This is a genomic window from Streptomyces sp. WP-1, assembly GCF_030450125.1.
GTDB lineage: Bacteria > Actinomycetota > Actinomycetes > Streptomycetales > Streptomycetaceae > Streptomyces > Streptomyces incarnatus.
Genome location: NZ_CP123923.1, coordinates 4,153,141 through 4,175,451 on the forward strand (window position 1 = coordinate 4,153,141; position 22,311 = coordinate 4,175,451).

16 protein-coding genes and 1 tRNA gene are annotated in these 22,311 nt (G+C 74.4%); 10 read left to right on the top strand and 7 right to left on the bottom strand.

The annotated features are described in order from the left end of the window. Positions 1-25: 25 nt before the first annotated feature. Positions 26-1,486 (bottom strand): aminopeptidase P family protein, encoded by a 1,461-nt coding sequence (locus QHG49_RS18045; protein WP_301490347.1) that lies wholly within the window; start codon positions 1,484-1,486, stop codon positions 26-28. Between the two features lie 215 nt (positions 1,487-1,701). After that, entirely contained in the window at positions 1,702-3,117 is a 1,416-nt protein-coding gene (locus tag QHG49_RS18050) for a PP2C family protein-serine/threonine phosphatase (protein WP_301490348.1), read from the bottom strand. 609 nt (positions 3,118-3,726) lie between these two features. Between QHG49_RS18050 and QHG49_RS18055 the strand changes: the two genes are divergently transcribed. After that, positions 3,727-4,395 carry a bifunctional DNA primase/polymerase gene (locus QHG49_RS18055; protein ID WP_145488437.1) on the top strand — a complete coding sequence of 223 codons (669 nt, stop codon included), beginning with the start codon at positions 3,727-3,729 and terminating at the stop codon, positions 4,393-4,395. A gap of 250 nt (positions 4,396-4,645) precedes the next feature. Beyond that, positions 4,646-5,266, top strand: coding sequence for a hypothetical protein (locus tag QHG49_RS18060; protein WP_370530480.1), 621 nt, complete (start codon positions 4,646-4,648; stop codon positions 5,264-5,266). A 254-nt stretch (positions 5,267-5,520) separates the two neighbouring features. Here the strand turns inward: QHG49_RS18060 and QHG49_RS18065 are convergent, their stop codons facing one another. From QHG49_RS18065 to QHG49_RS18075, 3 genes are all read right to left on the bottom strand, one after another. Beyond that, complete coding sequence (locus QHG49_RS18065) at positions 5,521-6,495, bottom strand: DUF5926 family protein (RefSeq protein ID WP_301490349.1); 975 nt, start codon at positions 6,493-6,495, stop codon at positions 5,521-5,523. 881 nt (positions 6,496-7,376) lie between these two features. Next, positions 7,377-8,033, bottom strand: coding sequence for an ATP-binding protein (locus QHG49_RS18070; RefSeq protein WP_159702942.1), 657 nt, complete (start codon positions 8,031-8,033; stop codon positions 7,377-7,379). Positions 8,034-8,120: 87 nt separating this feature from the next. Further along, positions 8,121-8,951, bottom strand: a complete 831-nt coding sequence (locus QHG49_RS18075) for a glycerophosphodiester phosphodiesterase family protein (protein WP_159702939.1) — start codon at positions 8,949-8,951, stop codon at positions 8,121-8,123. 323 nt (positions 8,952-9,274) lie between these two features. On the opposite strand from QHG49_RS18075, the gene QHG49_RS18080 reads away from it, so the two are divergent. The 3 genes from QHG49_RS18080 to QHG49_RS18090 all read left to right on the top strand — a co-directional run bounded on the left by QHG49_RS18080 (position 9,275) and on the right by QHG49_RS18090 (position 11,442). Beyond that, a complete protein-coding gene (locus QHG49_RS18080; protein ID WP_301490350.1) occupies positions 9,275-10,768 on the top strand; it encodes a S1C family serine protease in 1,494 nt (497 codons plus the stop codon). A 96-nt stretch (positions 10,769-10,864) separates the two neighbouring features. Further along, positions 10,865-10,951 (top strand) — tRNA-Ser (locus QHG49_RS18085). 89 nt (positions 10,952-11,040) lie between these two features. Then, the gene (locus QHG49_RS18090; protein WP_301490351.1) at positions 11,041-11,442 is read left to right on the top strand and encodes a hypothetical protein; all 402 of its coding nucleotides are present in this window, start codon (positions 11,041-11,043) and stop codon (positions 11,440-11,442) included. Positions 11,443-11,460: 18 nt separating this feature from the next. Here QHG49_RS18090 and QHG49_RS18095 read toward each other — a convergent pair whose 3' ends face one another. Beyond that, positions 11,461-12,315, bottom strand: a complete 855-nt coding sequence (locus tag QHG49_RS18095; protein ID WP_301490352.1) for a bifunctional DNA primase/polymerase — start codon at positions 12,313-12,315, stop codon at positions 11,461-11,463. A gap of 419 nt (positions 12,316-12,734) precedes the next feature. Between QHG49_RS18095 and QHG49_RS18100 the strand changes: the two genes are divergently transcribed. The 5 genes from QHG49_RS18100 (at position 12,735) to QHG49_RS18120 (ending at position 17,677) form a co-directional block, all read left to right on the top strand. Then, the gene (locus QHG49_RS18100) at positions 12,735-13,655 is read left to right on the top strand and encodes a bifunctional MaoC family dehydratase N-terminal/OB-fold nucleic acid binding domain-containing protein (RefSeq protein WP_159702930.1); all 921 of its coding nucleotides are present in this window, start codon (positions 12,735-12,737) and stop codon (positions 13,653-13,655) included. Beyond that, positions 13,652-14,050, top strand: coding sequence for a MaoC family dehydratase (locus QHG49_RS18105; protein ID WP_159702927.1), 399 nt, complete (start codon positions 13,652-13,654; stop codon positions 14,048-14,050). The genes QHG49_RS18100 and QHG49_RS18105 overlap by 4 nt, the downstream gene beginning before the upstream one ends. Next, positions 14,047-15,213, top strand: coding sequence for a lipid-transfer protein (locus tag QHG49_RS18110; protein WP_301490353.1), 1,167 nt, complete (start codon positions 14,047-14,049; stop codon positions 15,211-15,213). The genes QHG49_RS18105 and QHG49_RS18110 overlap by 4 nt, the downstream gene beginning before the upstream one ends. A gap of 147 nt (positions 15,214-15,360) precedes the next feature. Continuing rightward, positions 15,361-15,897 carry a SigE family RNA polymerase sigma factor gene (locus QHG49_RS18115; RefSeq protein ID WP_145488457.1) on the top strand — a complete coding sequence of 179 codons (537 nt, stop codon included), beginning with the start codon at positions 15,361-15,363 and terminating at the stop codon, positions 15,895-15,897. Positions 15,898-16,021: 124 nt separating this feature from the next. Continuing rightward, positions 16,022-17,677 (top strand): long-chain fatty acid--CoA ligase, encoded by a 1,656-nt coding sequence (locus tag QHG49_RS18120; RefSeq protein ID WP_159702921.1) that lies wholly within the window; start codon positions 16,022-16,024, stop codon positions 17,675-17,677. Positions 17,678-17,742: 65 nt separating this feature from the next. On the opposite strand, the gene QHG49_RS18125 is transcribed toward QHG49_RS18120, so the two are convergent. After that, positions 17,743-22,158: a PAS domain-containing protein gene (locus QHG49_RS18125; protein ID WP_301490354.1), complete on the bottom strand. Its 4,416-nt coding sequence runs from the start codon at positions 22,156-22,158 to the stop codon at positions 17,743-17,745. Positions 22,159-22,311 lie beyond the last annotated feature (153 nt).

The window sequence follows — 22,311 nt, forward strand, 5'->3', positions numbered from 1 at the left end:
GGTGCCCGGCCGCCGCCGTCGGAGGTCAGCCCTTCAGCGCGGCCATCCACGCCTCGACCTCGTCGGCGCGCCGCGGCAGGGCGGCCGAGAGGTTCCGGTTGCCGTCCTCCGTCACCAGGATGTCGTCCTCGATCCGGACGCCGACGCCCCGGTACTCCTCGGGCACGGTGAGGTCGTCGGCCTGGAAGTACAGGCCCGGCTCGACCGTGAGGACCATGCCCGACTCCAGGACGCCGTCCACGTACGTCTCGGTGCGCGCGACCGCGCAGTCGTGGACGTCCATGCCGAGCATGTGACCGGTGCCGTGCAGGGTCCAGCGGCGCTGCAGGCCCAGCTCCAGGACGCGCTCGACCGGGCCCTCGACCAGGCCCCACTCGACCAGCTTCGCGGCCAGCACCCGCTGGGCCGCGTCGTGGAAGTCGCGGAACTTGGCGCCCGGCTTCACCGCCGCGATGCCGGCCTCCTGGGCCTCGTACACCGCGTCGTACACCTTCTTCTGCAGCTCGCTGTACGTGCCGTTGATCGGCAGCGTGCGCGTGACGTCGGCGGTGTAGAGGGTGTGCGTCTCCACACCGGCGTCGAGCAGCAGCAGGTCGCCGGAGCGGACCGGGCCGTCGTTGCGCACCCAGTGCAGGGTGCAGGCGTGCGGTCCCGCGGCGCAGATCGAGCCGTAGCCGATGTCGTTGCCCTCGACGCGGGCGCGCAGGAAGAAGGTGCCCTCGATGTAGCGCTCGCTGGTGGCCTCGGCCTTGTCGAGGACCTTCACCACGTCCTCGAAACCGCGCACCGTGGAGTCGACGGCCTTCTGCAGCTCGCCGATCTCGAACGCGTCCTTGACCAGGCGCAGCTCGGAGAGGAAGACGCGCAGCTCCTCGTCGCGCTCGGCGGTGACCTTGTCGGTCAGGGCCGCCTCGACGCCGGCGTCGTAGCCGCGCACCACGCGCACCGGGCCGGTGGCCTCGGCCAGCTTCCCGGCCAGCTCGCGCACATCGGCGGCGGGGATGCCGTACAGCGCCTCGGACTCGGTGAGGGAGTGGCGGCGGCCGACCCACAGCTCGCCCTGGCCGTCGAGCCAGAACTCGCCGTTCTCGCGGTCGGAGCGGGGCAGCAGGTAGATGGTCGCCTCGTGGCCCTCGCCCGCGGGCTCCAGCACGAGGACGCCGTCCTCCGTCTGGTTGCCGGTGAGGTACGCGTACTCGACGGAGGAGCGGAAGGCGTACTCCGTGTCGTTCGAGCGGGTCTTCAGGTTGCCCGCCGGGATCACCAGGCGCTCGCCCGGGAAGCGCGCGGAGAGCGCGGCGCGGCGGCGCGCGGTCTCGGCGGCCTGCTCGACGGGCTTCAGGTCACGCAGCTCGGTGTCGGCCCAGCCGGACTGCATGTTCTCGGCCAGCTCGTCGGAGACGCCCGGGTACAGGCCGTTCTTCCGCTGCTTGATGGGCTCCTCGGACTCGGTTTCCGGGTTCGCCGGAATGAGTTCGTCGGCCACGTGTTCCTCCTCGGTACGGCGTGTGATCTCCCCCGGGGCGGTCCGTGCGGCTCGCCACGACGGGGTCACTGTGTCCCGAGCCGGGGACCACCATCATCGTACGGTCGTATCGGGACGGGGCCAGGGGCGGATGCCCCGTCATGCCTGGTCACCGCGCGGTCACGGAGCGGTGATGCCGCGGCGGCCGGAGGCGCCGGCTCGCCGGAGGCGCCGGCTCAGTCGAAGCGGGCCGCCAGCAGCACCACGTCCTCCGTGCTGTCGGCGGCGTCCGGGCCGTCCGGCAGCACGGCGCGCAGCACATGGTCGGCGACCGCCCCGGGGTCCTGCCGCAGCGCCCGCGGAACGCCCGCGGCGGCCGAGTGCAGCCGGGCGAAGGCGCGGTCCATGGGGTCGCCGGTACGGCGCAGCAGCCCGTCGGTGTAGAGCAGAACCGTCTCTCCCGCTTCGGCCTGGACCTCCACGCCGGGCGCCTCCCAGCACGCGAGCATGCCGAGCGGCGCGGAGACGGAGGTCTCGGCGAACTCGGTGCGCCGCTCGCCGGTCAGCAGCGGCGGGCTGTGCCCGGCACCGGCCAGGGTGACCCGGCGCAGCACGGGCTCGCAGTACGCGAACAGGGCGGTCGCCGAGCGGGCGGGCTCGGTCAGCCGCAGCAGCAGCTCCAGGTCGGACAGGACGGCGACCGGGTCCTCGCCCTCCATCACGGCGTACGCCCGCAGCGAGGCGCGCAGCCGGCCGGCGGCGGCCACCGCGCTCGGCCCCGAGCCGGTGACCGAGCCGACCGACAGGCCGAGGGCCGCGTCGGGCAGCGGCAGCGCGTCGTACCAGTCGCCGCCGCCGCGCGGTCCGGTGCGGTGCCGGACGGCGAGCTGGACGCCGGGCACCCGGGGCAGCCGGGAGGGCAGCAGCTCCTCGGTGAGGGTCGCCGTGCGGGCCCGGGTGTCCGCCACCTCCCGCAGCCTGGCGAGGTGTTCGGTGGCGTGCCGGATGTACAGGCCCGCGAGATGCCGCTGGCGCTCATGGGGTTCGGCGGGTTCGTCGTAGAGCCAGACGGCGGCGCCGAGGCGGCCGGCGCCGTCGGTGGCGAGCGGCAGGGCGTAGCTGGCGGCGTAGCCGAGGCGGGCGGCGACCTCGCGGTGCCGGGGGTCGAGACCGTCCTCGGCGAACAGGTCGGGGCGGACGATCTCGGCGGTGCCCGCGGTGTCGTACGGCAGCGCGCCGCGCGGCACGGTCTCCAGCTGGCCGAGGTCGGCGCGGCCGAGGCCGAGGCCGCGGGTGGTGCGGGGGCCGAGTCCGTCGCCGGGCTCCAGGACGACGAGGCCGCGGCGGGCGCCGACGAGGGCGGCCGTGGCTCGCAGCAGTTCGTCGAGGGCGGGCTCCAACGCGCCGGTGCGGGTGAGCCGTTCGGTGAGTTCGTGCAGCGTGGTGAGGTCGGAGACCCAGCCGGCGAGACGGTCCTGGAGGAGGGTGCCGGGGGCGGGGACCGGGGGGTGCGGGGCGGGGACGGCGGGGAGGGTGTCCGCGAGTGTGCCCGCGGGGGCGTCCGGGGCGGGAGAGGCGGGCGCGACAGTGTGGGCGGGCGTGGGAACAGTGGGATCGATTCCGGCCACTTTCGGTGGGTGCGGGGCGCTCATGGCGCACGGCCTTCAGACCGGTGCACAGTGCTCAAAAGCATCGCAAACCCCCAGGTGATTCTGCGCCGCTAGCAGTGTCTCCACATGTACACGCACTCGTGAGGGGATGTCCAGCATTGTCCTGCGGGGATTCCTGGTGTCCGCGGGGCTGGTGGGTGATTTCCCGGAACCCCTTGCGTTACTGCCAAGTTGGCTCAAAACTGCCTGGGGGAACGGTCCGCTGCGGTCGACTGGGCTCGCTCCACGGAGCGTCACAGCGGTCGTGATGGGTACGTACTCGGAGAAGGCCAGGGGTGGTTGGGGACCACCCGGAACCTGGCGACGGACCCGGGCGTCATAGCCACCGACGGCCGAGCCCCATCCTCCCGTGGCGGAGGCGGAGAGAACCACGCGCGACGGCAAACGCCATGCTTCGCCACCCCCGTGCCGCTACCGTGCCCTGCCTTGAGTGCCGTGGACGCGGCCGCGGCCGACGCTCGAACCCCTGGGGATCCCCTGCCGTGTGCGGGGATGTGATGCGCCACCAGGTACGCACAGTGCAGTGATCGACTCATGTTGTGATGTGGACCACGGTGTTGCCAGCGGTGCAACGGAAAGGAACGAGCGCTCATGCGCGAGATCCTCGGAAGGCGACGCAGGCTCCTGTCCAAGCGACGGAACGACGGGAAGCCTGAGCCGATCAGCGCGGCCCTGACCTTCGCGACGGAGTGGCAGTGGCCCGTACTCCCGGGTGTGGCCCCGGATCCGCAGGGCAGAGGCCGCTGCGGCTGCCCCGACCCGGAGTGCACGGTGCCCGGCGCCCACCCCTTCGACCCCGGGCTGCTCGCGGCCACCACCGACGCGCGCATGGTGCGCTGGTGGTGGACCAACCGGCCGAGCGCGCCCGTCATCCTCGCGACCGGCGGTACGGCGCCCTGCGCGGTGAGCCTGCCGGCGCTCGCCGCGTCCCGTGCCCTCGCCCTGCTCGACCGGCGGGGCATGCGCCTCGGCCCGGTCGTCGCCTCGCCCACCCGCTGGGCGCTGCTCGTCGAGCCGTACTCGATGGAGCAGTTGGGCGAGTTGCTCTACGCCAAGGACTTCGTCCCCGGCTCGCTGCGCTTCCACGGCGAGGGCGGCTATATCGCGCTGCCCCCGTCCGAGACCGGCGCGGGCGCGGTGCGCTGGGAACGTGCGCCGCTGCCGGGTTCGGCCGCGCCCTGGGTGCCGGACGTCGAGGCCGTGGTGGACGCCGTGGTCGACGCCCTCACTCGTACGGGTGTGAGCGCCCCCGAGTTGTAGGGGTGTCCGGCGCGCACGGTGCGAAGGGGCGTGCCGTGCTCGTTATGTTCCGCCCATGCTGCGAATTCTTGGGGGCCATGGGACGCACCGGCCACGCGACGGGGGACGCCGCCGCCCGACCGGCACAGGGCCCCGGTACGACGGCGGGCCGGATCGGATGCCGTCGGTGGACGGCGGGGACGGTTCCCGTGTGTCGGTGGACGGCGGGCACGGTTCCCGCGTGTCGGTGGAGAGTGGACACGGTCTCCCCGTGTCCCGAGGCGTACCCGGGGACGGGGTCGGCGCGTGGCCGAAGGGCGGGTTCCGGCGGGCGCGGTACGGGAAGGCCGATCCGCGCCGGGCGCATCTCGTCGGGCTCGCCTGTGCGGTGACGGCCGCCGTCGTGCTGCCGCTGACCGTGGCGTCCGCCGGACAGGTCCGGGACGTGGGCGACGCGCTGGTGCCGGGCGCGCTGCGGTACGGGGACGGCAAGGATCCCTCGGCCGCGTCCGGCAGGGCGCCCGCGCTGCTGGACCTGGGTCTCGCCACCGCGGTCCGCTGCGGACCCCAACTCAGCTCCCCCGGAGGCATCGAGGCGCAGACCTGTGTGGTCATCCAGGACGCCGACACCTGGGCGCGGACCTACTACCGCAACGCCACCGGCAAGTCGCTGGACGCCGGGCTGACCCTCATGGGCCCCGGCGGCCGTACCACCCGTACGCGCTGCGACACCGGGGCCGACGACGAGCCCGCCACCTGTGAGACCCCCCGCGAGCACAGCCGGGGCGGGGCGGACGCCTACATGGCGGTCGCGGAGTTCGCGGAGCGCGGGCCCGCGGGGGCGCTGCTACTGCGCTCGGGAAGCAACTCCGAGGATACGGGGAGCAGTTGAGAGCGCGCGACGCGTCGGGCCGCCGGACGCGGGCATGGAAAGACCCGGTTGCTGGCGACGGGGGATGCACCAGCAACCGGGCTACTGGAACGGTAACAAGAGATCGGCCGTTCGCAAATTCCGACTCAGGCATTCGGCCATCGAATTTCCACCGATTTCCGTGTCGAAGCCGGGAGTTGTGACGGGAGTCACCCGTCGGCCACCCGGTGTCATGACTGACCGACCATTCAGTCATGACACCTGCGCGGGTGCCGTCAGCTGAGCGTGACCTGCCGGTTGGTCAGTCCGCCGCGGGCCCGGCGCTCCTCCGCGGTGAGCGGTTCCTCGACGGCGAGGGCGGCGGCCAGGCGCTCGGCGAACTCGGCGGCCGGCTTCTCCACATCCTCCGCGCGGACCTCGCTCGGCAGGTCCCAGACCGGCACGGTGAGCCCGTGAGCACGGAAGGAGCCCACGAGCCGGGTGCCCTCGCCGAGGCTGGAGCGGCCCTGCGCGTGCAGGCACGCGAGAGCGTCCAGAAGCCGCTCCTCGGGATGGGGCATCACCCAGCGCAGGTGGTTCTTCTCCGGGGTCTCGCACCAGTACGCCGCGTCCACGCCGGAGAGCCGCACCGTCGGGATCGCCGCCGCGTTGGCCCGCTCCAGGGAGGCGGCGACCTCCGGGGTGGCGTGCTCCGCGTCCGGCACCCAGAACTCGAAGCCGCTGTGCACGACCGGCTCGAACGGGCCCTCGGCGGCCAGCAGTTCCTGGAGCCGGGGTCCGTCGGCGGGGGCGCGGCGGCCCTGCACCGGGGTGCCCGGCTCCGCCTCCAGCGCGCGCTGGAGGGTGTCGGCGAGGTCGCGGCTGATGTCGCCGGACGACGTGTCGTTCTGCAGGCCGATCAGGACCGAGCCGTCGTCGCGGCGCAGCGCGGGCCAGGCCATCGGCAGCACCGTGGCGAGCGTGACCGAGGGGACGCCCTCGGGCAGGCCGTCCTTCAGGGTCAGCTCGGCCGTGGCGGCCGGGACCAGCTCGCGCAGCGCCACCCAGTCGCACTCGCCGGGCAGGCCCTCGAAGGGGCGGTGGACCAGCTCGGTCACCGCGTGCGAGGCGTCCCGGCCGTGACACGCCTTGTAGCGCCGGCCGCTGCCGCAGGGGCAGGGCTCGCGGCCGCCGACCACCGGAATGGCACCATCTGCCCCACCCGTCGCCTGCGGGCGCTTGGCCTTCGTCTGGGGTCGCTTCTTGGCCATCGTGGATGTCTCCCGGTTACGGCGCTTCTCGTACGGCGGGAGCCTAGCCGTTCGCGCCATCCCCGACGGGAACCTGTGGACAACGGCCTTGCGGAGAAGGGCCGCCGGTGTGACCGACGACCGGTACCGGCCCCCACCGACGACCGGCGCCCGGCCCTCGGGAGCCCGCCTGTCGGGGGCGCCTCTTGGACCTCGGGGCTCGCCCCTCGGGCCTCTGGCACCTGCCCCTCGGATCCCGGGAGGCCGCCGCCCCTCGGATCCCCGGGGCCCGTCTCGGACACCGGCGATCCGCCCCCGGGTCTCGTGCTCCGCCATGGGTCTTGGTCTCTGCCATGGGACTTGGCGGTCTGTCCCGGGCCTTGGTGATCAGTCCCTGGGCCCGACGGACTGCCCCGCTCACTGGCGGGCCGCCTTTGTTCTTCGGTGGCCATCCCGGGCACCGGCGATCCACCCCGGGCTCGGGGCTCCGCCATGGGGCTCGGCGGCCTGATCCGGGCCTCGGGCGATCCGCCCCGGGGCCCGGCGACGCGCCCCCGCTCACGGGCGGCCTGCCCCCGCTCTTCTGCGGTCACCCCCGGACACCGGCGATCCGCCCCGGGACGCTGACGATCTGCTCCCGCCTTTCGGCGATCCGTCCTGGACCGGGCGATCCGTCCTCGGACACCGGCGCCCCGCTCCCGCTCTTCGGCGGCCCGCTCCCGCTCTTCGGCGGCTCGCCCTGAACATCGGCGCCCCGCCCTGGTCACCGGGCGCCCCGCTCCCCGGACACCGGCAGCGCGCTCCCGGACACCGGCTATCTGCCTCCGGTACACCGGCCGACCACCCGCCTCCGGCCCCCGACTCCCTGCCCGCTCACCGGCCCCCCGCCCGGCCCGTGACCCTCAGGCCAAGTCCTCGAACGCCTCCGCGAGAGCGAGGCCCGAGAGATCCGGTGGGGCCGACGCGGTGAGGGCGGCGGTGACATGGTCGCGGCGGCAGTGGGCATCCGGGTCGTGCACGTCCCCGTGGACCACCACCCAGACCGTCACCTCGCCGCGGACGTCGTCCCGCACGCCCCAGTCGTCGGCGAGCGCGGTGATGATGGCCAGCCCCCGGCCGCCGTGCGCGGTCACCGAGGGGGTGGCCGGTGCCGGGCGGGTCGGGCCGCCGCCGTCCGTGACCTCCACGATGAGCCGGCCGCCGGTGTCCACCCGCCACGCGGCCCGCACATCGCCGCCGTCGAGTCCGTCTCCGCTCCCGGCCCTGGGATCACCCAGCGGCCGGCCGTGCTTGCACGCATTGCTCAGCAGTTCGGAAAGGATCAGTACGGCATCGTCGACCACCGATTCCGCCACGCCTCCGCCGCGCAGCTGCGCGCGCATCCGGCGCCTCGCGTCCCCCACGCCCGCAGGGCCATGGGGTACGGCCATGCACGACGACGTGGGCACCTCCTGCGCCACCACCAACGCCACCCCCGAGACCTCCTTCGCCCCACGCCACGGTGTGGATGCCCCAGTGATCTCTGCCGGAAACCGGCCAATCCCCTTCCGATGACGCATTCGCTCCACGCGCACACGCGGCGAACGCGCCGGAGCACTCCCTGTGACGACGCCGGGGGGCCTGCGGCGCGGCGTCGGCAGGGGAGGTCAGCGGCCGAGCTGGTCCAGCACCGCGCGCGGGCGGTTGGTGATGATGGCGTCGACGCCGAGTCCGAGGCAGAGGTCGACGTCCTCGGGCTCGTTCACGGTCCAGACGTGCACCTGGTGACCGGCCCGCTTCAGCCGCTCCACGTACCCGGGGTGGTTGCGCACGATCCGCACCGAGGGGCCCGCGATGCCCACGCCCGCCGGCAGCCGCCCGTCGCGCAGCCGGGGCGAGAGCCACTGCACCAGGTAGACCGTCGGCAGGGTCGGCGCGGCCGCGCGCACCCGGTGCAGCGAGCGCGCCGAGAAACTCATGATCCGTACCGGCGACTCGGCGGCCGTGGCGGGCGCGGCCAGGCCGAACCGGCCCAGCAGGCCCAGCAGCTTCTCCTCGACCTGGCCCGCCCAGCGGGTGGGGTGCTTGGTCTCGATGGCCAGCTCGATGCGCCGCCCGGAGTCCGCGACCAGTTCCAGCAGCCGCTCCAGGGTGAGGACGGAGGTCTCCTCGCGGTCCTCGGGCCGGTGCTCCCAGTCGGGCTCCTCGACCCGGCCGCGATACGGCTCACCGGTCTTCCAGGAGCCGAAGTCCAGGGCGGCGAGGTCGGCCAGCTCCAGGGCGGAGACGGCGCCGCGGCCGTTGGAGGTGCGGTTCACCCGGCGGTCGTGGACGCAGACCAGGTGGCCGTCGGCGGTCAGCCGGACATCGCACTCCAGGGCGTCCGCGCCGTCCTCGATCGCCTTGCGGTAGGCGGCCAGGGTGTGTTCCGGCGCGTCTTCGGAGGCGCCCCGGTGGGCGACGACCTGGACGGAGAGCTGTGGTGCGTGGGTGGTCACCGCGTCATGGTGCCACCCCTGCCGGGTACGCGGGACGGCGCTCGTGCGTCCGGGTGGCGAACGGTGGCACACGTCGTACTGATCTATGTAGCTTTTTCCATGAATGCCCTATGTAAGGGCTGGCCCTGTACCCACAGCAACGGCTTATGGTGCTCTGACGGCCCGTGGGAAAAGCTGACTGCATACAAACTGGAACAGTGAACGCAGGACCATGCGCAGCCGCATCGTGACAGGCCACGACCAGCGCGCACGCGCCGCCGAGCGTGCACGAACGTGACCGAGCGCGACCGAGGACAAACAGCCGTGGATCGAGGAGTAGAGCTGTGAGCACCGAGAACGAGGGCAACGCGGTACCCCCGGCCCCGTCCGCACCTCCCGTGCCGGTGGCCTCTCCCGACGCGTCCCCGCAGGCACACACCACGCCGGAGGGGACCGAGGGGCCGGCGGGCCCGGGGCACCGCCCAGCAGATCGGCAGCCGGGCCAGGGCTACCCCGCCGCTCCGGCCGGCGCCGAACCGACCGCCCCGCTGCCGCCGGTCCCCGGGACCGCCCCGCAGCCTCCCGCCGCGAGCCCCCAGGGCTCCTGGCCGCCCCCGCCGCCGCCCGGCACCCCCGCCTACGCCGAGGGCGCGGGCGGCGCGGGTGGCGGTGCCGCCTGGGGAGCGTCGTACCAGCAGCCCGTCCCCAAGCCGAAGGGGCGCGGTGGCCTGCTCGCCGCGGTCCTGGTGGCCGCGCTGGTCGCGGGCGGTCTGGGCGGCGGCCTCGGCTACACCCTGGCCAGGAACAACGACAACGGCAGCTCCACCACCGTCTCCGCGTCCGACAACGGCGCGGCGCAGGTCAAGCGCGCCCCCGGCACCATCGCCAACGTGGCCGCCAAGGCGCTGCCCAGCACCGTCACCATCGAGGCCGAGGGCTCCAACGGCGACGGCGGCACCGGCACCGGCTTCGTCTTCGACAAGCAGGGCCACATCATCACCAACAACCACGTGGTGGCGGACGCCCTCGACGGCGGCAAGCTGACCGCGACGTTCCCCGACGGCCGGAAGTACGACGCCGAGGTCGTCGGCCACGCGCAGGGCTACGACGTGGCGGTCGTCAAGCTCAAGAACCCGCCCTCCGACCTCGACCCGCTGCCGCTCGGCGACTCCGACAAGGTGGCCGTCGGCGACGAGACGATCGCCATCGGCGCCCCCTTCGGCCTGTCGAACACGGTGACGACCGGCATCATCAGCGCCAAGAACCGCCCGGTGGCCTCCAGCGACGGCAGCGCCACGAGCAAGGCGTCGTACATGAGCGCGCTCCAGACCGACGCGTCCATCAACCCGGGCAACTCCGGCGGTCCGCTGCTGGACGCCTCCGGCGCGGTGATCGGCATCAACTCGGCGATCCAGTCCTCGGGCAGCAGCGGCGGCTTCGGCTCCGGCGGGCAGTCCGGTTCGATCGGCCTCGGCTTCGCCATCCCGATCAACCAGGCGAAGTACGTCGCCCAGCAGCTGATCAAGACCGGCAAGCCGGTGTACGCCAAGATCGGCGCGTCCGTCTCGCTGGAGGACTCCACGGACGGCGCGAAGATCACCGACCAGGGCTCGGGCGGCGCCGCAGCGGTGGAATCGGGGGGTCCGGCCGACAAGGCGGGCCTGAAGCCCGGCGACGTGATCACCAAGCTGGACGACTCGGTGATCGACAGCGGTCCCACCCTGATCGGCGAGATCTGGACCCACAAGCCGGGCGACAAGGTGACCATCACCTACAAGCGCGGCGGCCAGGAGCACACGGCCCAGCTGACCCTCGGCGCCCGCACCGGCGACAGCTGACCTCCCCCTCCCGCCGGGGCCGTTGTCCCCAACGCCCCCGCGACCGCCCCCGGGCCGGTACGCTGTACCCCGCTCCGCCCCAGGTGGGCGGCGCGGGGAGGCGTGCCCGAGCGGCCTAAGGGAACGGTCTTGAAAACCGTCGTGGCAGCGATGTCACCGTGGGTTCAAATCCCACCGCCTCCGCACAGGCCATGCGCCACAAGGGGTGCCCCGGAAGGGGCACCCCTTGTGCGTACCGGAGCGGCTCGGAGCCCCTCCGCCGAGTGTTGACCATGCCCATTACACTGCCCGCTCCGACAGAGCCGGTGGACGTCCTGGTCTCCCTGGTCGGCCACACCTCGGCCGCCGGGGCGCAGCGGGTGATCGACGACACCCGCAGGTCCGCGAAGGGATGCGCGCACCTCGCCTACGACGACGGCGGGACGATGCGTATGAACCTGGCGCCCCTGTCCCTGCCGGTCATGGGGGACGACTCCACCGTCACCCGCGCCGGTGTGATCATCGGCAAGCAAAGGGTCTGCACGACCATCGGGATGGTGCGCGTGGGTACCGTCTCGCTGAACATCATGGTGTCCGGCGACCGCTACCACTCCGGGGATCTCCAGACCGTCGCGGAGGCGTCGGTGAACAGGCTCGAGAAGGTGGACCCCCAGGTCGCGGGCGCCGCTTCCTGACGCCGCCGGGGGTTCGGCCTACGGCCCGTGTCCCGTCATCCGCGCCGCCGAGGCGATCGTCGCGCGGGCCTCCTGTTCGGACAGGCCGGTGTGGCGGGCCGCCTCGGTGAGGGGGATGACGAGGGCGGGGCCGAGGCCGTTCTCGTAGGCGCGGCAGGCGGCCCAGAAGAGGCGGGTGTTGCGCTGGCCCTCGTGCGCGGTGAGCACGAAGTGGACGAGGCCGTGGCCGTGGTCCCCGAGGGCGCGGTGGGGGGTGCGCGGGGGCGGCAGGAGCAGACGCAGCAGCGCCGGCGGGCACGCGGCCGGGGGCAGGCCCGCGGTGCCCGGCAGGGTGCCGTAGACGCCGTGGGCGGTGCGGGAGCCGGGGCCCACCAGGTAGCCGCCGGCGCCCCGGATGTCGATGCCGGGGGCGAGCCGGCTCGCCGAGTTCGGTACGACGATGTCCGGGGGCCCGGTCAGCCACAGATGCCGGCCGCCGCTCGGGGTGAGCACGACCACCGTCTCCGGAACGGTGAACAGATGGCGCAGGCCCAGTTCGCGCAGGGCGGCCGGGGCGTCCGTGCCGGACTTGGTGTCCAGGTCGACGCCGATCAGGTGGTACGGGGGCAGCCCGCAGGCGATGCCGTAGCCGGTGGCCCAGGGCGCGGCGGCGAACATCTCGCGGATGCGTGCCGGGTCCGCCGAGGCGTCGTACACCCCGTGGCCGAAGCGGCCGCACTCGCCGTGGCAGACGGGGCCGGGGTCGTCGTGGTGCGGGGAGCGCAGGGCCGGGAGCTTGGTCCGGGACAGGGGGAGGACGGCCAGGCCGCGTTCGGCGACGGACAGGGCATGGGCGAGGGCCAGCGTCGTGGCCTGCCGGTCGGTGGTGGCCATGACCCCATGTTCGGACGTATGTTCGAAAAAAGAAAGAGGTTTATCGGCCGGTGATCACGCGTGCGTGCGAAGTGCCGCTTTCGGAGGGATGCGCCGGAGACCGCCGGGCAGGTCTGGCTGCGCGACACCGCCCACGGCGGTCGAGACGGCGACCGGCTTCGAGAGGATCACCATGGCAGGCATGCGCACCGCCCGCGGCCACCGGCATCGGCTTCGGCCCGCCGCGGCGAGCCCCGGCTGACGGCCCGAGGGGGCGCGCTCCGGGGATGCGGGACGGCGGCGCGGCGGTGCTTCGGCACCGCCGCGCCGCCGCGTTCCCGGCGTACGTCCGACGGGTCGGTCTTCTTGACAGTCCCGCCGTAGCTGACGGACAGTCAGGAACGAAGCAGGAGGCCGAACATCGCAGCGGGAGGCCGGACATGGCGGCACGGGCGGACGACACGCAGGCGCGGCTCGCGGCGTACGAGGGGCTTCCCGCCGCCGCCACCGGGACCGGCCGGGACCCCGTCAACCTGCCGATGATCCGGCACTGGTGCGAGGCCATGGGCGACACCAGCCCCGCCTACCGGGGGCCCGGCGCCATCGCCCCGCCCACCATGCTCCAGGCCTGGACGATGGCCGGCCTCTCCGGTCACGACGACCGCTCGGGCCCCTACGACGAACTGCTGCGCCTCCTGGACGAGCTGGGCTGCACCTCGGTCGTCGCCACCGACTGCGAGCAGGAGTACCTGCGCCCGCTGCGGCCGGGCGACACGGTCACCTTCGACACGGTGATCGAATCGGTGTCGGACCGCAAGACCACCAGGCTGGGTACCGGCCACTTCGTCACCACCCGCACCGACATCCGCGCGGACGGCGACCTCGCGGGCACCCACCGCTTCCGCATCCTCAAGTACGCCCCCGCCCGCACCCCGGCACCCAAGGCCAAGGCCAAGGCCGAGTCCGGGCGCCCCCGCCCCGTCGTCAACCGCGACAACGCCGGCTTCTGGCAGGGCGTCGCCGAGCACCGGCTGCTCATCCAGCGCTGCACCGGCTGCGGCACCCTGCGCCACCCCTGGCTGCCCGGCTGCAACGCCTGCGGCGGCCCGGACTGGGACACGGTCGAGGCGGGCGGCGAGGGCACCGTCCACTCGTACGTCGTGCTGCACCACCCGCCCTTCCCCGCCTTCGACCCGCCCTACGCGGTCGCCCTGGTCCAACTCGCCGAAGGGGTGCGGCTGGTGAGCAACGTGATCGGGGTGCCGTACGACAAGGTGCGGATCGGGATGCCGGTGCGGCTCGAATTCGCGCGGTACGACGAGGAGGTGACACTGCCGGTGTTCCGTGCGGTGGCGGCATGAGGCCGGCCGGCACCGAACTGCCGCCGCTGGAGATCCCGTTGACCCGCACGCTCATCGTGGCGGGCGCGATCGCCTCCCGGGACTACCAGGACGTGCATCATGATCCGGAACTCGCCCGGGACAAGGGCTCCCCGGACGTCTTCATGAACATCCTGACCACGAACGGCCTGGTGGGCCGGTACATCACCGACCACTTCGGCCCCACCGCGATCCTCCGCAAGGTCGCCATCCGGCTCGGGGCCCCCAACTACCCCGGCGACACCATGGTGCTGACCGGCCGGATCGAGCGGGTCGACGGCGACACCGCCACCGTGCGCGTCGTCGGCGCCAACGGCCTCGGCACCCATGTGACCGGCACGGTGACCGTCACCCTCCCCGAGGAGGCCCGCCCGTGAGCCTGCGCGCGAAGGACACCCTCGGCGGACGCGCCGCCGTCGTCGGGATCGGCGCCACCGAGTTCTCCAAGGACTCCGGGCGCAGCGAACTGCGGCTGGCGGTGGAGGCGGTGCGCGCCGCCCTCGACGACGCCGGGCTGGCCCCCGCCGACGTGGACGGCCTGGTCACCTTCACCATGGACACCAGCCCGGAGATCACGGTCGCCCAGGCCTGCGGGATGGGCGAGCTGTCCTTCTTCTCCCGGGTCCACTACGGCGGCGGCGCGGCCTGCGCGACCGTGCAGCAGGCGGCGCTGGCCGTGGCGGCCGGGGTCGCCGAGGTGGTGGTCTGCTACCGCGCCTTCAACGAGCGCTCGGGGCGCAGGTTCGGCGCCGGCGTCCGGCACCGCGAGCCCTCGGCGGAGGGCGCGGCGCTCGGCTGGGTGCTCCCGTTCGGGCTGCTCACCCCGGCCTCCTGGGTGGCGATGGCGGCCCAGCGCTATCTGCACACCCACGGGCTGACCCCCGAGGCGTTCGGCCATGTCGCCGTGACCGGCCGCGCCCATGCCGCGACCAACCCGGCCGCCTACTTCCACGGCCGCCCGATCACCCTCGCCGAACACGCCGCCTCCCGCTGGATCGTGGAGCCGCTGCGGCTGCTGGACTGCTGCCAGGAGACCGACGGCGGCCAGGCACTCGTCGTCACCTCCCTGGAACGGGCCCGCGACCTGCCCCGCCCGCCCGCCGTGATCGCGGCCGCCGCCCAGGGCGCGGGCCGGGCCCAGGAGCAGATGACGAGCTTCTACCGGGACGAGCTGACCGGGCTGCCGGAGATGGGCGCGGTGGCGCGCCAGCTGTGGCGCACCTCGGGCCTCGCCCCCGCCGACATCGACGTGGGCATCCTGTACGACCACTTCACCCCGTTCGTGCTGATGCAGCTGGAGGAGTTCGGCTTCTGCGCCCGGGGCGAGGCGGCGGACTTCACGGCCGGGCGGCGGCTGCCCCTCAACACCCACGGGGGCCAGCTGGGGGAGGCGTACCTGCACGGCATGAACGGCATCGCGGAGGCGGTGCGCCAGCTGCGCGGCACCGCCGTGAACCAGGTCCCCGGGGCCGCCCGGACCCTGGTGACCGCCGGTACCGGGGTGCCGACATCGGGCCTGGTCCTGGCGGCGGACGACTGAACTTTCCGGGGTGCGACCCGGGGTCGGGCGTACCCCCGCTCCACCTTCAGGAGGTGGAGTCGTCCCCATCCGTACAACCTGAGGGGGACCCCGCTTCGGCACCTGCGGCCGATCCCGGGACGCGAAGGCCGCTCATAGCGTGGAGCCATGACCACACCCGTCTGCACCAGCGCCTCGGCAGCGGCCCCCGCGTACCCGTCGTTCACGTCGTACGTCCGGGCCCGCCGGCCCGTCCTGCTGCGCGCCGCGCGCTCGCTGACCGCGAACCCCTGTGACGCCGAGGACCTGCTGCAGACCGCGCTGGCCAAGACCTACGCCGCCTGGGAGCGGATCGAGAACCAGCGGGCGCTCGACGGCTATGTGCGCCGCGCGCTGCTGAACACACGGACCTCGCAGTGGCGCAAGCGCCGGGTGGACGAGTTCGCCTGCGACGAGCTGCCCGAGCCGGAGCCGCTGCCCGACGCCGACCAGGCCGAGCGGCAGGCGCTGCACGACGCGATGTGGCGGGCCGTCATGAAGCTGCCCACGCGGCAGCGGGCGATGGTCGTCCTGCGGTACTACGAGGACCTCAGCGAGGCCCAGACCGCGGAGGTGCTGGGGGTCTCGGTGGGCACGGTGAAGTCGGCGGTGTCCCGGGCGCTCGGCAAGCTGCGGGAGGACCCGGAGCTGGGGCTGGCGCGGTAGCCGGGACCTCCGCACGGCTTCCCGGCCGCCAGTGACATTCCACCTAGTGACATACCGCCCGGTATGTGCGCAGAATCAGCGCACCCCCCTACTACCGCGTAGGCACCGTCGCCGGGAGGACTCCGTGCTGAGCACCATGCAGGACGTACCGCTGCTGATCTCCAGGATCCTGACCCACGGGTCGACGGTCCACGGCGCCTCGCGGGTGACCACCTGGACCGGCGAGCCCGAGCCGCAGCGGCGCTCCTACGCCGAGATCGGTGCCCGCTCGGCCCAGCTGGCGCACGCCCTGCGCGACGCCCTCGGCGTCACCGGCGACCAGCGGGTGGCCACCCTGATGTGGAACAACGCCGAGCACGTCGAGGCGTACTTCGCGGTCCCCTCCATGGGCGCGGTGCTGCACACCCTGAACCTGCGGCTGCCCGCCGAGCAGCTGGCGTGGATCATCAACCACGCCGCCGACCATGTGATCATCGTCAACGGCTCCCTGATCCCGATGATCGCCCCGCTGCTGCCCCGGCTGAGGACCGTCGAGCACCTCGTGGTCACCGGCCCCGGCGACCGCGCCCCGCTGGCCGGCGCCACCGCGCGGGTGCACGAGTACGAGGACCTGATCGCGGACCGGCCCACCCACTACGACTGGCCCGAGCTGGACGAACGCCGGGCCGCCGCCATGTGCTACACCTCCGGCACCACCGGCGACCCCAAGGGCGTGGTCTACAGCCACCGTTCGGTCTATCTGCACTCCCTGCACGCGCAGACCACCCAGTCGATGGGCCTGACCGACAGGGACACCTCGCTCGTCGTCGTCCCCCAGTTCCACGTCAACGCCTGGGGCCTGCCGCACGCCGCCCTGCTGACCGGCGTCAACCTGCTGATGCCGGACCGTTTCCTCCAGCCCGCGCCGCTCGCCGAGATGATCGAGCGGGAGCGCCCCACGCACGCCGCGGCCGTGCCCACCATCTGGCAGGGCCTGCTCGGCGAACTGCTCGCCCGGCCCCGTGACGTCTCCACCCTCACCCATGTCACCATCGGCGGCGCGGCCTGCCCGCCCGGCCTGATGCGGGCCTTCGACGAGCTGGGCATGACGGTCGTGCACGCCTGGGGCATGACCGAGACCTCCCCGCTCGGCACCGTGGCCCGCCCGCCGGCCGGTTCCCTCGGCACGGACGAGGAGTTCGGCTACCGCCTCACCCAGGGCCGCTTCCCGGCCTCCGTCGAGGCCCGGCTCACCGGCCCCGACGGCGAACGCCTGCCCTGGGACGGCGAGTCGGCCGGCGAGCTGGAGGTGCGCGGCCCCTGGATCGCGGGCGCCTACTACAACGGCGCCGACGCCGAACCCCTGCGCCCCGCCGACAAGTTCAGCGCCGACGGCTGGCTGAAGACCGGTGACGTCGGCGTCATCTCCCCCGACGGCTTCCTCACCCTCACCGACCGCGCCAAGGACGTCATCAAGTCCGGCGGCGAGTGGATCTCCTCCGTGGAGCTGGAGAACGCCCTGATGTCCCACCCCGACGTCACCGAGGCCGCGGTGGTCGCCGTCCCCGACGACAAGTGGGGCGAGCGCCCGCTGGCCACGGTCGTCCTGCGGGAGGGCGCGGTCGCCGACTTCGAGACCCTGCGCGCCTTCCTCGCCGAGGAGGCCCACATCGCCCGCTGGCAGCTGCCCGAGCGCTGGACGATCGTGGAGTCGGTGCCGAAGACGAGCGTGGGCAAGTTCGACAAGAAGATGCTGCGCAGGCGCTACGCGGACGGGGACCTGGACGTCACCCGGCTGTGAGACGTAAGGGGGAGGGGGCCGGTGCTGTCGCCCGGCCCCCTCCCCCTTACGGCATTCCCCGTCGGCTAGTTGGTGCCGATCCGGGACAGCAGGTCCACGATCCGCGACTGCACCTCGGTGCTGGTCGACCGCTCCGCGAGGAACAGCACCGTCTCGCCCGAGGCCAGCCGGGGCAGGTCGGCGGGCTCGACGGCGGCCGTGTAGACGACCAGCGGGGTGCGGTTCAGCTGCCCGTTCGCGCGCAGCCAGTCCACGATCCCGGCCCGCCGCCGGTGCACCTGCATCAGGTCCATCACCACGAGGTTCGGCCGGAACCGGCCCGCCAGCGCCACCGCGTCGCCGTCGCTCGCGGCCCGCGCCACCTGCATCCCGCGCCGCTCCAGCGTCGCGGTCAGGGCCAGCGCGATCTCCTCGTGCTCCTCGATCAGCAGCACCCGCGGCGGATGCTGCTCGCTGTCGCGCGGGGCGAGCGCCTTCAGCAGGACGGCGGGATCGGCGCCGTACGCCGCCTCCCGCGTGGCCTGCCCGAGCCCGGCCGTGACCAGCACCGGCACCTCGGCGGCGACGGCGGCCTGGCGCAGCGACTGGAGGGCGGTACGGGTGATCGGGCCGGTCAGCGGGTCCACGAACAGCGCGGCGGGGAAGGCCGCGATCTGCGCGTCGACCTCCTCGCGCGAGTGCACGATCACCGGCCGGTAGCCGCGCTCGCTCAGCGCCGCCTGCGTGGTCGCGTCCGGCGCGGGCCACACCAGCAGCCGGCGCGGGTTGTCCAGCGGCTCCGGGGGCAGCTCGTCGTCCAGCGGCTGCGGCCGCGGGGTGTCCGCCACCTCGACGGCACCGCCGGGACCGTCCAGCGGTTCGGGCCCCTCGGCCGCGTTCGCGTCCGGCGCGCCGATGGCGTACGAGCGTCCGCCGCCCTCGGTCCCCGGCGCGATCCGCGACGACCCGGGCAGCGACGACGCCTGCGCGGGCACCGCCTCGCCGGACGCCTCCTGCCGCGCGGCCGGATCGGGCGGCGTCCCGAGCTTGCGCCGCCGCCCGGAACCACCCGGCGCGTGCGGCGGCGGCGTCGCCTGCCCGGCCTGCCGTACGAACGGCACGCCCTGGCCCAGCGTGCGCACGCTGATGGCCCGGCCCTGGGTGGAGTCGGGGTCGTACGCGGGCACGCTCCCGGTGGCCTCGGCGGGCGGCGGCAACGGCTGCGCGGCCCGCTGCGGCCGGGCGGCGGGAAGGGGGGTGCCGGACGCGGGGGCCGACGGCGGTACGGGCGTCCCGGCGGCCGGGGTCGCGGCCCCCGGCGGCACGGCGGTACCGGCGGCCGGGGCGGGCTGAGCCGCCCGGGGCGGCTGCGGCGACGGAGGTACGGGGGTGCCGGGGGCCGGGGTGACCGCTGCGGGCTGCTGCGCTGCGGCGGCCTCGGCGGGCAGCGGGAGGGGGCCCGCGGCGGGGGCACCGGCGGCCGGGGCGGGCTGCGGGGCCACGGGCGGCTGCGGGACCTGGGGGGCGGCCGGGGCGACGGAAGGGGTGGGAGCGGCGGGTGCCGGGGGCGTCGCGGTGGCGGTCGGCGCGGTCGGCGCGGCCGTGGTGATCGGAGCCGACGCGGGTACGGCGACCGAGGGTCCGGCCGCCAGGGCGACGCCCTGGCCGTTCGTGCCCTGGGCCTGCGCCGGGAGGGCCGCTCCGGGGATGCCCTGTCCGGGGGCCGCCGCACGGGGGGCCTGCGCGGGGAGCGCGATGCCCTGCCCGTTCGTGGCCTGCGCGGGAGCGGCCTGCGCCGGAACGGCTCGGGCCGGAGCCCCCGGCGTCGTACCGGAGTCAGTGGCCTGGGGGGTCCGGGCGGCCTGAGTGGCCGGTGCGGGCTGCGCGAGCGGTGCGGAAGGCGCAGGGGGCGCAGGGGGCGCGGGGGACGCGGGGGGTGCCACCGCGCGGCGGCGTCGGCCGGTCGGCGCGGTCGTGGGATGCGGCTGCGGCGGAGTGTGGTCCTCGGCCTGGCTCAGCGGTACGGCGTCGTGCCGCCCCTCCTCCCCGGGCGCGGGGACGGGCGCGGGCGCGGCGGTCGGCGGCGCCTGCACGGGCACGGGTCCGGCCTGCGGGGTCCGGGCCTCCGGCTCCTCCTGCGGAGCGCGGTCGGCCGCGGCGGGCGGCAGGGCGAAGACCGTACGCGCCCCCGTCTCCTGCGCGGCGGCCCGCTCGGCCGCGGCGGCCAGCGCACGGCGCCGCCGCCCGGTGGGCTGCCCCTCGTCCACGGAAGCCTCGGCACCCGGCGCGCCCTCGCCCCCGGCCGGCGGCAGGGCGGCGGGCAGCGCGGCCTGCGGAGCCGGATCGGCGCCGGCGCGGGCGGCATGCCCGGCGGGCACGGGTACGCCCCCCGGCGGCACGGCGCCCCCGAGTCCCGTACCGGAGGCGGCGGCCCCCGCGGCATGCTCGGCCGCGGTCACCACGGCCCCCTCGCTCACCCCGTCGGCACCGGAGTCGGCGCGCGCGGGATCGAGCTCGGCGGGCCGCCCGCGGCGCCGCCCGGTACCGCCGGACGCGCCCTGCGTGGCCTCGGCCGGCACCTCGGTCGTCTCCTCGACGGGCCCGGCCGCGCGCCTGCGACGGCGTCCGGTGGGCGCGGAACCGTCACCGGGGGGCGGGCCCGAAGGCGTGCCCGAACCGGCCAGGTCGGCGTCGAGGAAGGCGTCCGTGGACCCGCGCCGGGCGCGCCGCCGACCGCCGTCGAAACTCTCCTGCGCCGGATCCGCCCCGGCGAGCTCCATCTGCGCGGACGGCGCCGCGACCGCACCCGCGCCGCCCCCGAGCGGTACCTCCAGGACGTACGCGTTGCCGCTCATGCCCGGCACCTCGTGCGTCTGGAGCACACCGCCGTGGGCGCGCACGATCCCGCGCACGATCGGCTCGTGCACCGGATCCCCGCCGGCGTACGGCCCGCGCACCTCGATCCGGGCGACCGAACCGCGCTGCGCGGCGGCGACGACCACGGTGTTGTCGAGGTAACCGCCCGTGGAGACGGGCGCGTTGCCGGTCGCGTCGACGCCCGCGACATCCGCCACCAGGTGGGCGAGCGCGGTGGCGAGCCGCCGCGGGTCGACCTCGGCCTCGATGGGCGGCGCGTGCACGGCGAACTGCACCCGGCCCGGCCCGATCAGCTCCACCGCGCCGTCCACACCGGCGGCGACGACGGCGTCCAGCATCACCTTCGTACGGGTGATGTCCTCGGTGCCCGTGTCGATCCGCTGATAGGCGAGGACGTTGTCGATGAGGGTGGTGATCCGCGAGTACCCGGCGGAGAGGTGGTGCAGCACCTGATTGGCCTCGGGCCACAGCTGCCCGGCGTCGTCGGCGGCCAGGGCGGCCAGTTCGCGCCGCAGCTCGTCCAGGGGGCCGCGCAGCGACCGGGCGAGCAGGGTGAGCAGCTGCTCGTGCCGCCCGGCCAGCGCCTCGTACCGGTCCTTCTCCCGCTCGCCGAGGGCCGCGTACCGCTCCTCGCCCGCCGCCAGCTCCTCCGCGTGCTGCTCGCGCAGCTCGGCCAGCTCGGTGTCGTACTTCTCGCGCAGCTCCGCCACCTCGGCGGCGTGCTCGCGGCGCAGCGCGGTGAGGTCGGAGGCGTGTTCCTCGGAGAGCTTCTCCAGCTGCTCGGCGTGCGTCTGCTCCAGCGTGGTCTTCTCGTCCACCAGGGAGTCGAAGGGCCGCCGGTCGGTGAAGGTCATCACGGCGCCGACGAGCTGGTCCCCGTCGCGCACCGGCGCGGTGGTCAGGTCGACCGGCACCTGCTGGTCGCCCTTGGCCCACAGCACCTGCCCGCGCACCCGGTGCTTGCGCCCGGAGCGCAGGGTGTCGGCGAGCGGCGACTCGGCGTACGGGAAGGGGGAGCCGTCGGCCCGCGAGTGCAGGACGAGGTTGTGCAGCTCCTTGCCGCCCAGCTCGCCCGCCCGGTAGCCGAGGATCTGCGCGGCCGCCGGGTTGACGAGCACGATCCGTCCGTCGGTGTCGGTACCGACGACGCCCTCGGACGCCGCCCGCAGGATCATCTCGGTCTGCCGCTGCGAGCGGGCCAGCTCCGCCTCGGTGTCGACCGTCCCGGACAGGTCCCGGACGACGATCATCAGCAGCTCGTCGCCCGTGTACCCGTAACCGTCGTACGCCTGCTGCCCGTTCTCCAGGTTCGCGCTGGTGACCTCGACCGGGAACTCGTGCCCGTCGGTGCGCCGGGCGACCATCCGGGCCGGCTTGGTCCGGCCCTGCGGGTCCCGCTGGCCGGGGCGCCGCATGGAGCCCGGGATGAGCCGCGAGTCGAACTCGGGCAGCAGATCGAGCAGCCCGCGCCCGACGAGCGCGGTGCCGGGCGCCTCGAAGGCTTCCAGCGCGATGGTGTTGGCGTTGACGACGGTTCCGTTGGCGTTGACCAGGACCAACGCGTCCGGCAGAGCGTCGAGTATGGCTGCGAGGCGAGCAGCGCCTCGGGATGGCCTGCTGCTCACGAGACGCTTCCCTCCTGTTACCGCACCTTGCCGACCGCTCGGGCCATCTTGCCAACCGGCCCGCGACGTGTCACGCGAGGGAGTCTATGCGCACGTGTTGCGCCGGGGGTGCCGGATGAGAGGGAGGTCCCACGAGGAAGTGACGCCGATGCG

Excerpts from the sequence above, each read along its gene's own strand:
- QHG49_RS18065 (WP_301490349.1), bottom strand. The coding sequence starts at position 6,495 with ATGGCCAAGAAGCGACCCCAGACGAAGGCCAAGCGCCCGCAGGCGACG.
- QHG49_RS18100 (WP_159702930.1), top strand. The coding sequence starts at position 12,735 with ATGGCGGCACGGGCGGACGACACGCAGGCGCGGCTCGCGGCGTACGAG.
- QHG49_RS18055 (WP_145488437.1), top strand. The coding sequence starts at position 3,727 with ATGCGCGAGATCCTCGGAAGGCGACGCAGGCTCCTGTCCAAGCGACGG.
- QHG49_RS18090 (WP_301490351.1), top strand. The coding sequence starts at position 11,041 with ATGCCCATTACACTGCCCGCTCCGACAGAGCCGGTGGACGTCCTGGTC.
- QHG49_RS18070 (WP_159702942.1), bottom strand. The coding sequence starts at position 8,033 with ATGCGTCATCGGAAGGGGATTGGCCGGTTTCCGGCAGAGATCACTGGG.
- QHG49_RS18105 (WP_159702927.1), top strand. The coding sequence starts at position 13,652 with ATGAGGCCGGCCGGCACCGAACTGCCGCCGCTGGAGATCCCGTTGACC.
- QHG49_RS18115 (WP_145488457.1), top strand. The coding sequence starts at position 15,361 with ATGACCACACCCGTCTGCACCAGCGCCTCGGCAGCGGCCCCCGCGTAC.
- QHG49_RS18095 (WP_301490352.1), bottom strand. The coding sequence starts at position 12,315 with ATGGCCACCACCGACCGGCAGGCCACGACGCTGGCCCTCGCCCATGCC.
- QHG49_RS18050 (WP_301490348.1), bottom strand. The coding sequence starts at position 3,117 with ATGAGCGCCCCGCACCCACCGAAAGTGGCCGGAATCGATCCCACTGTT.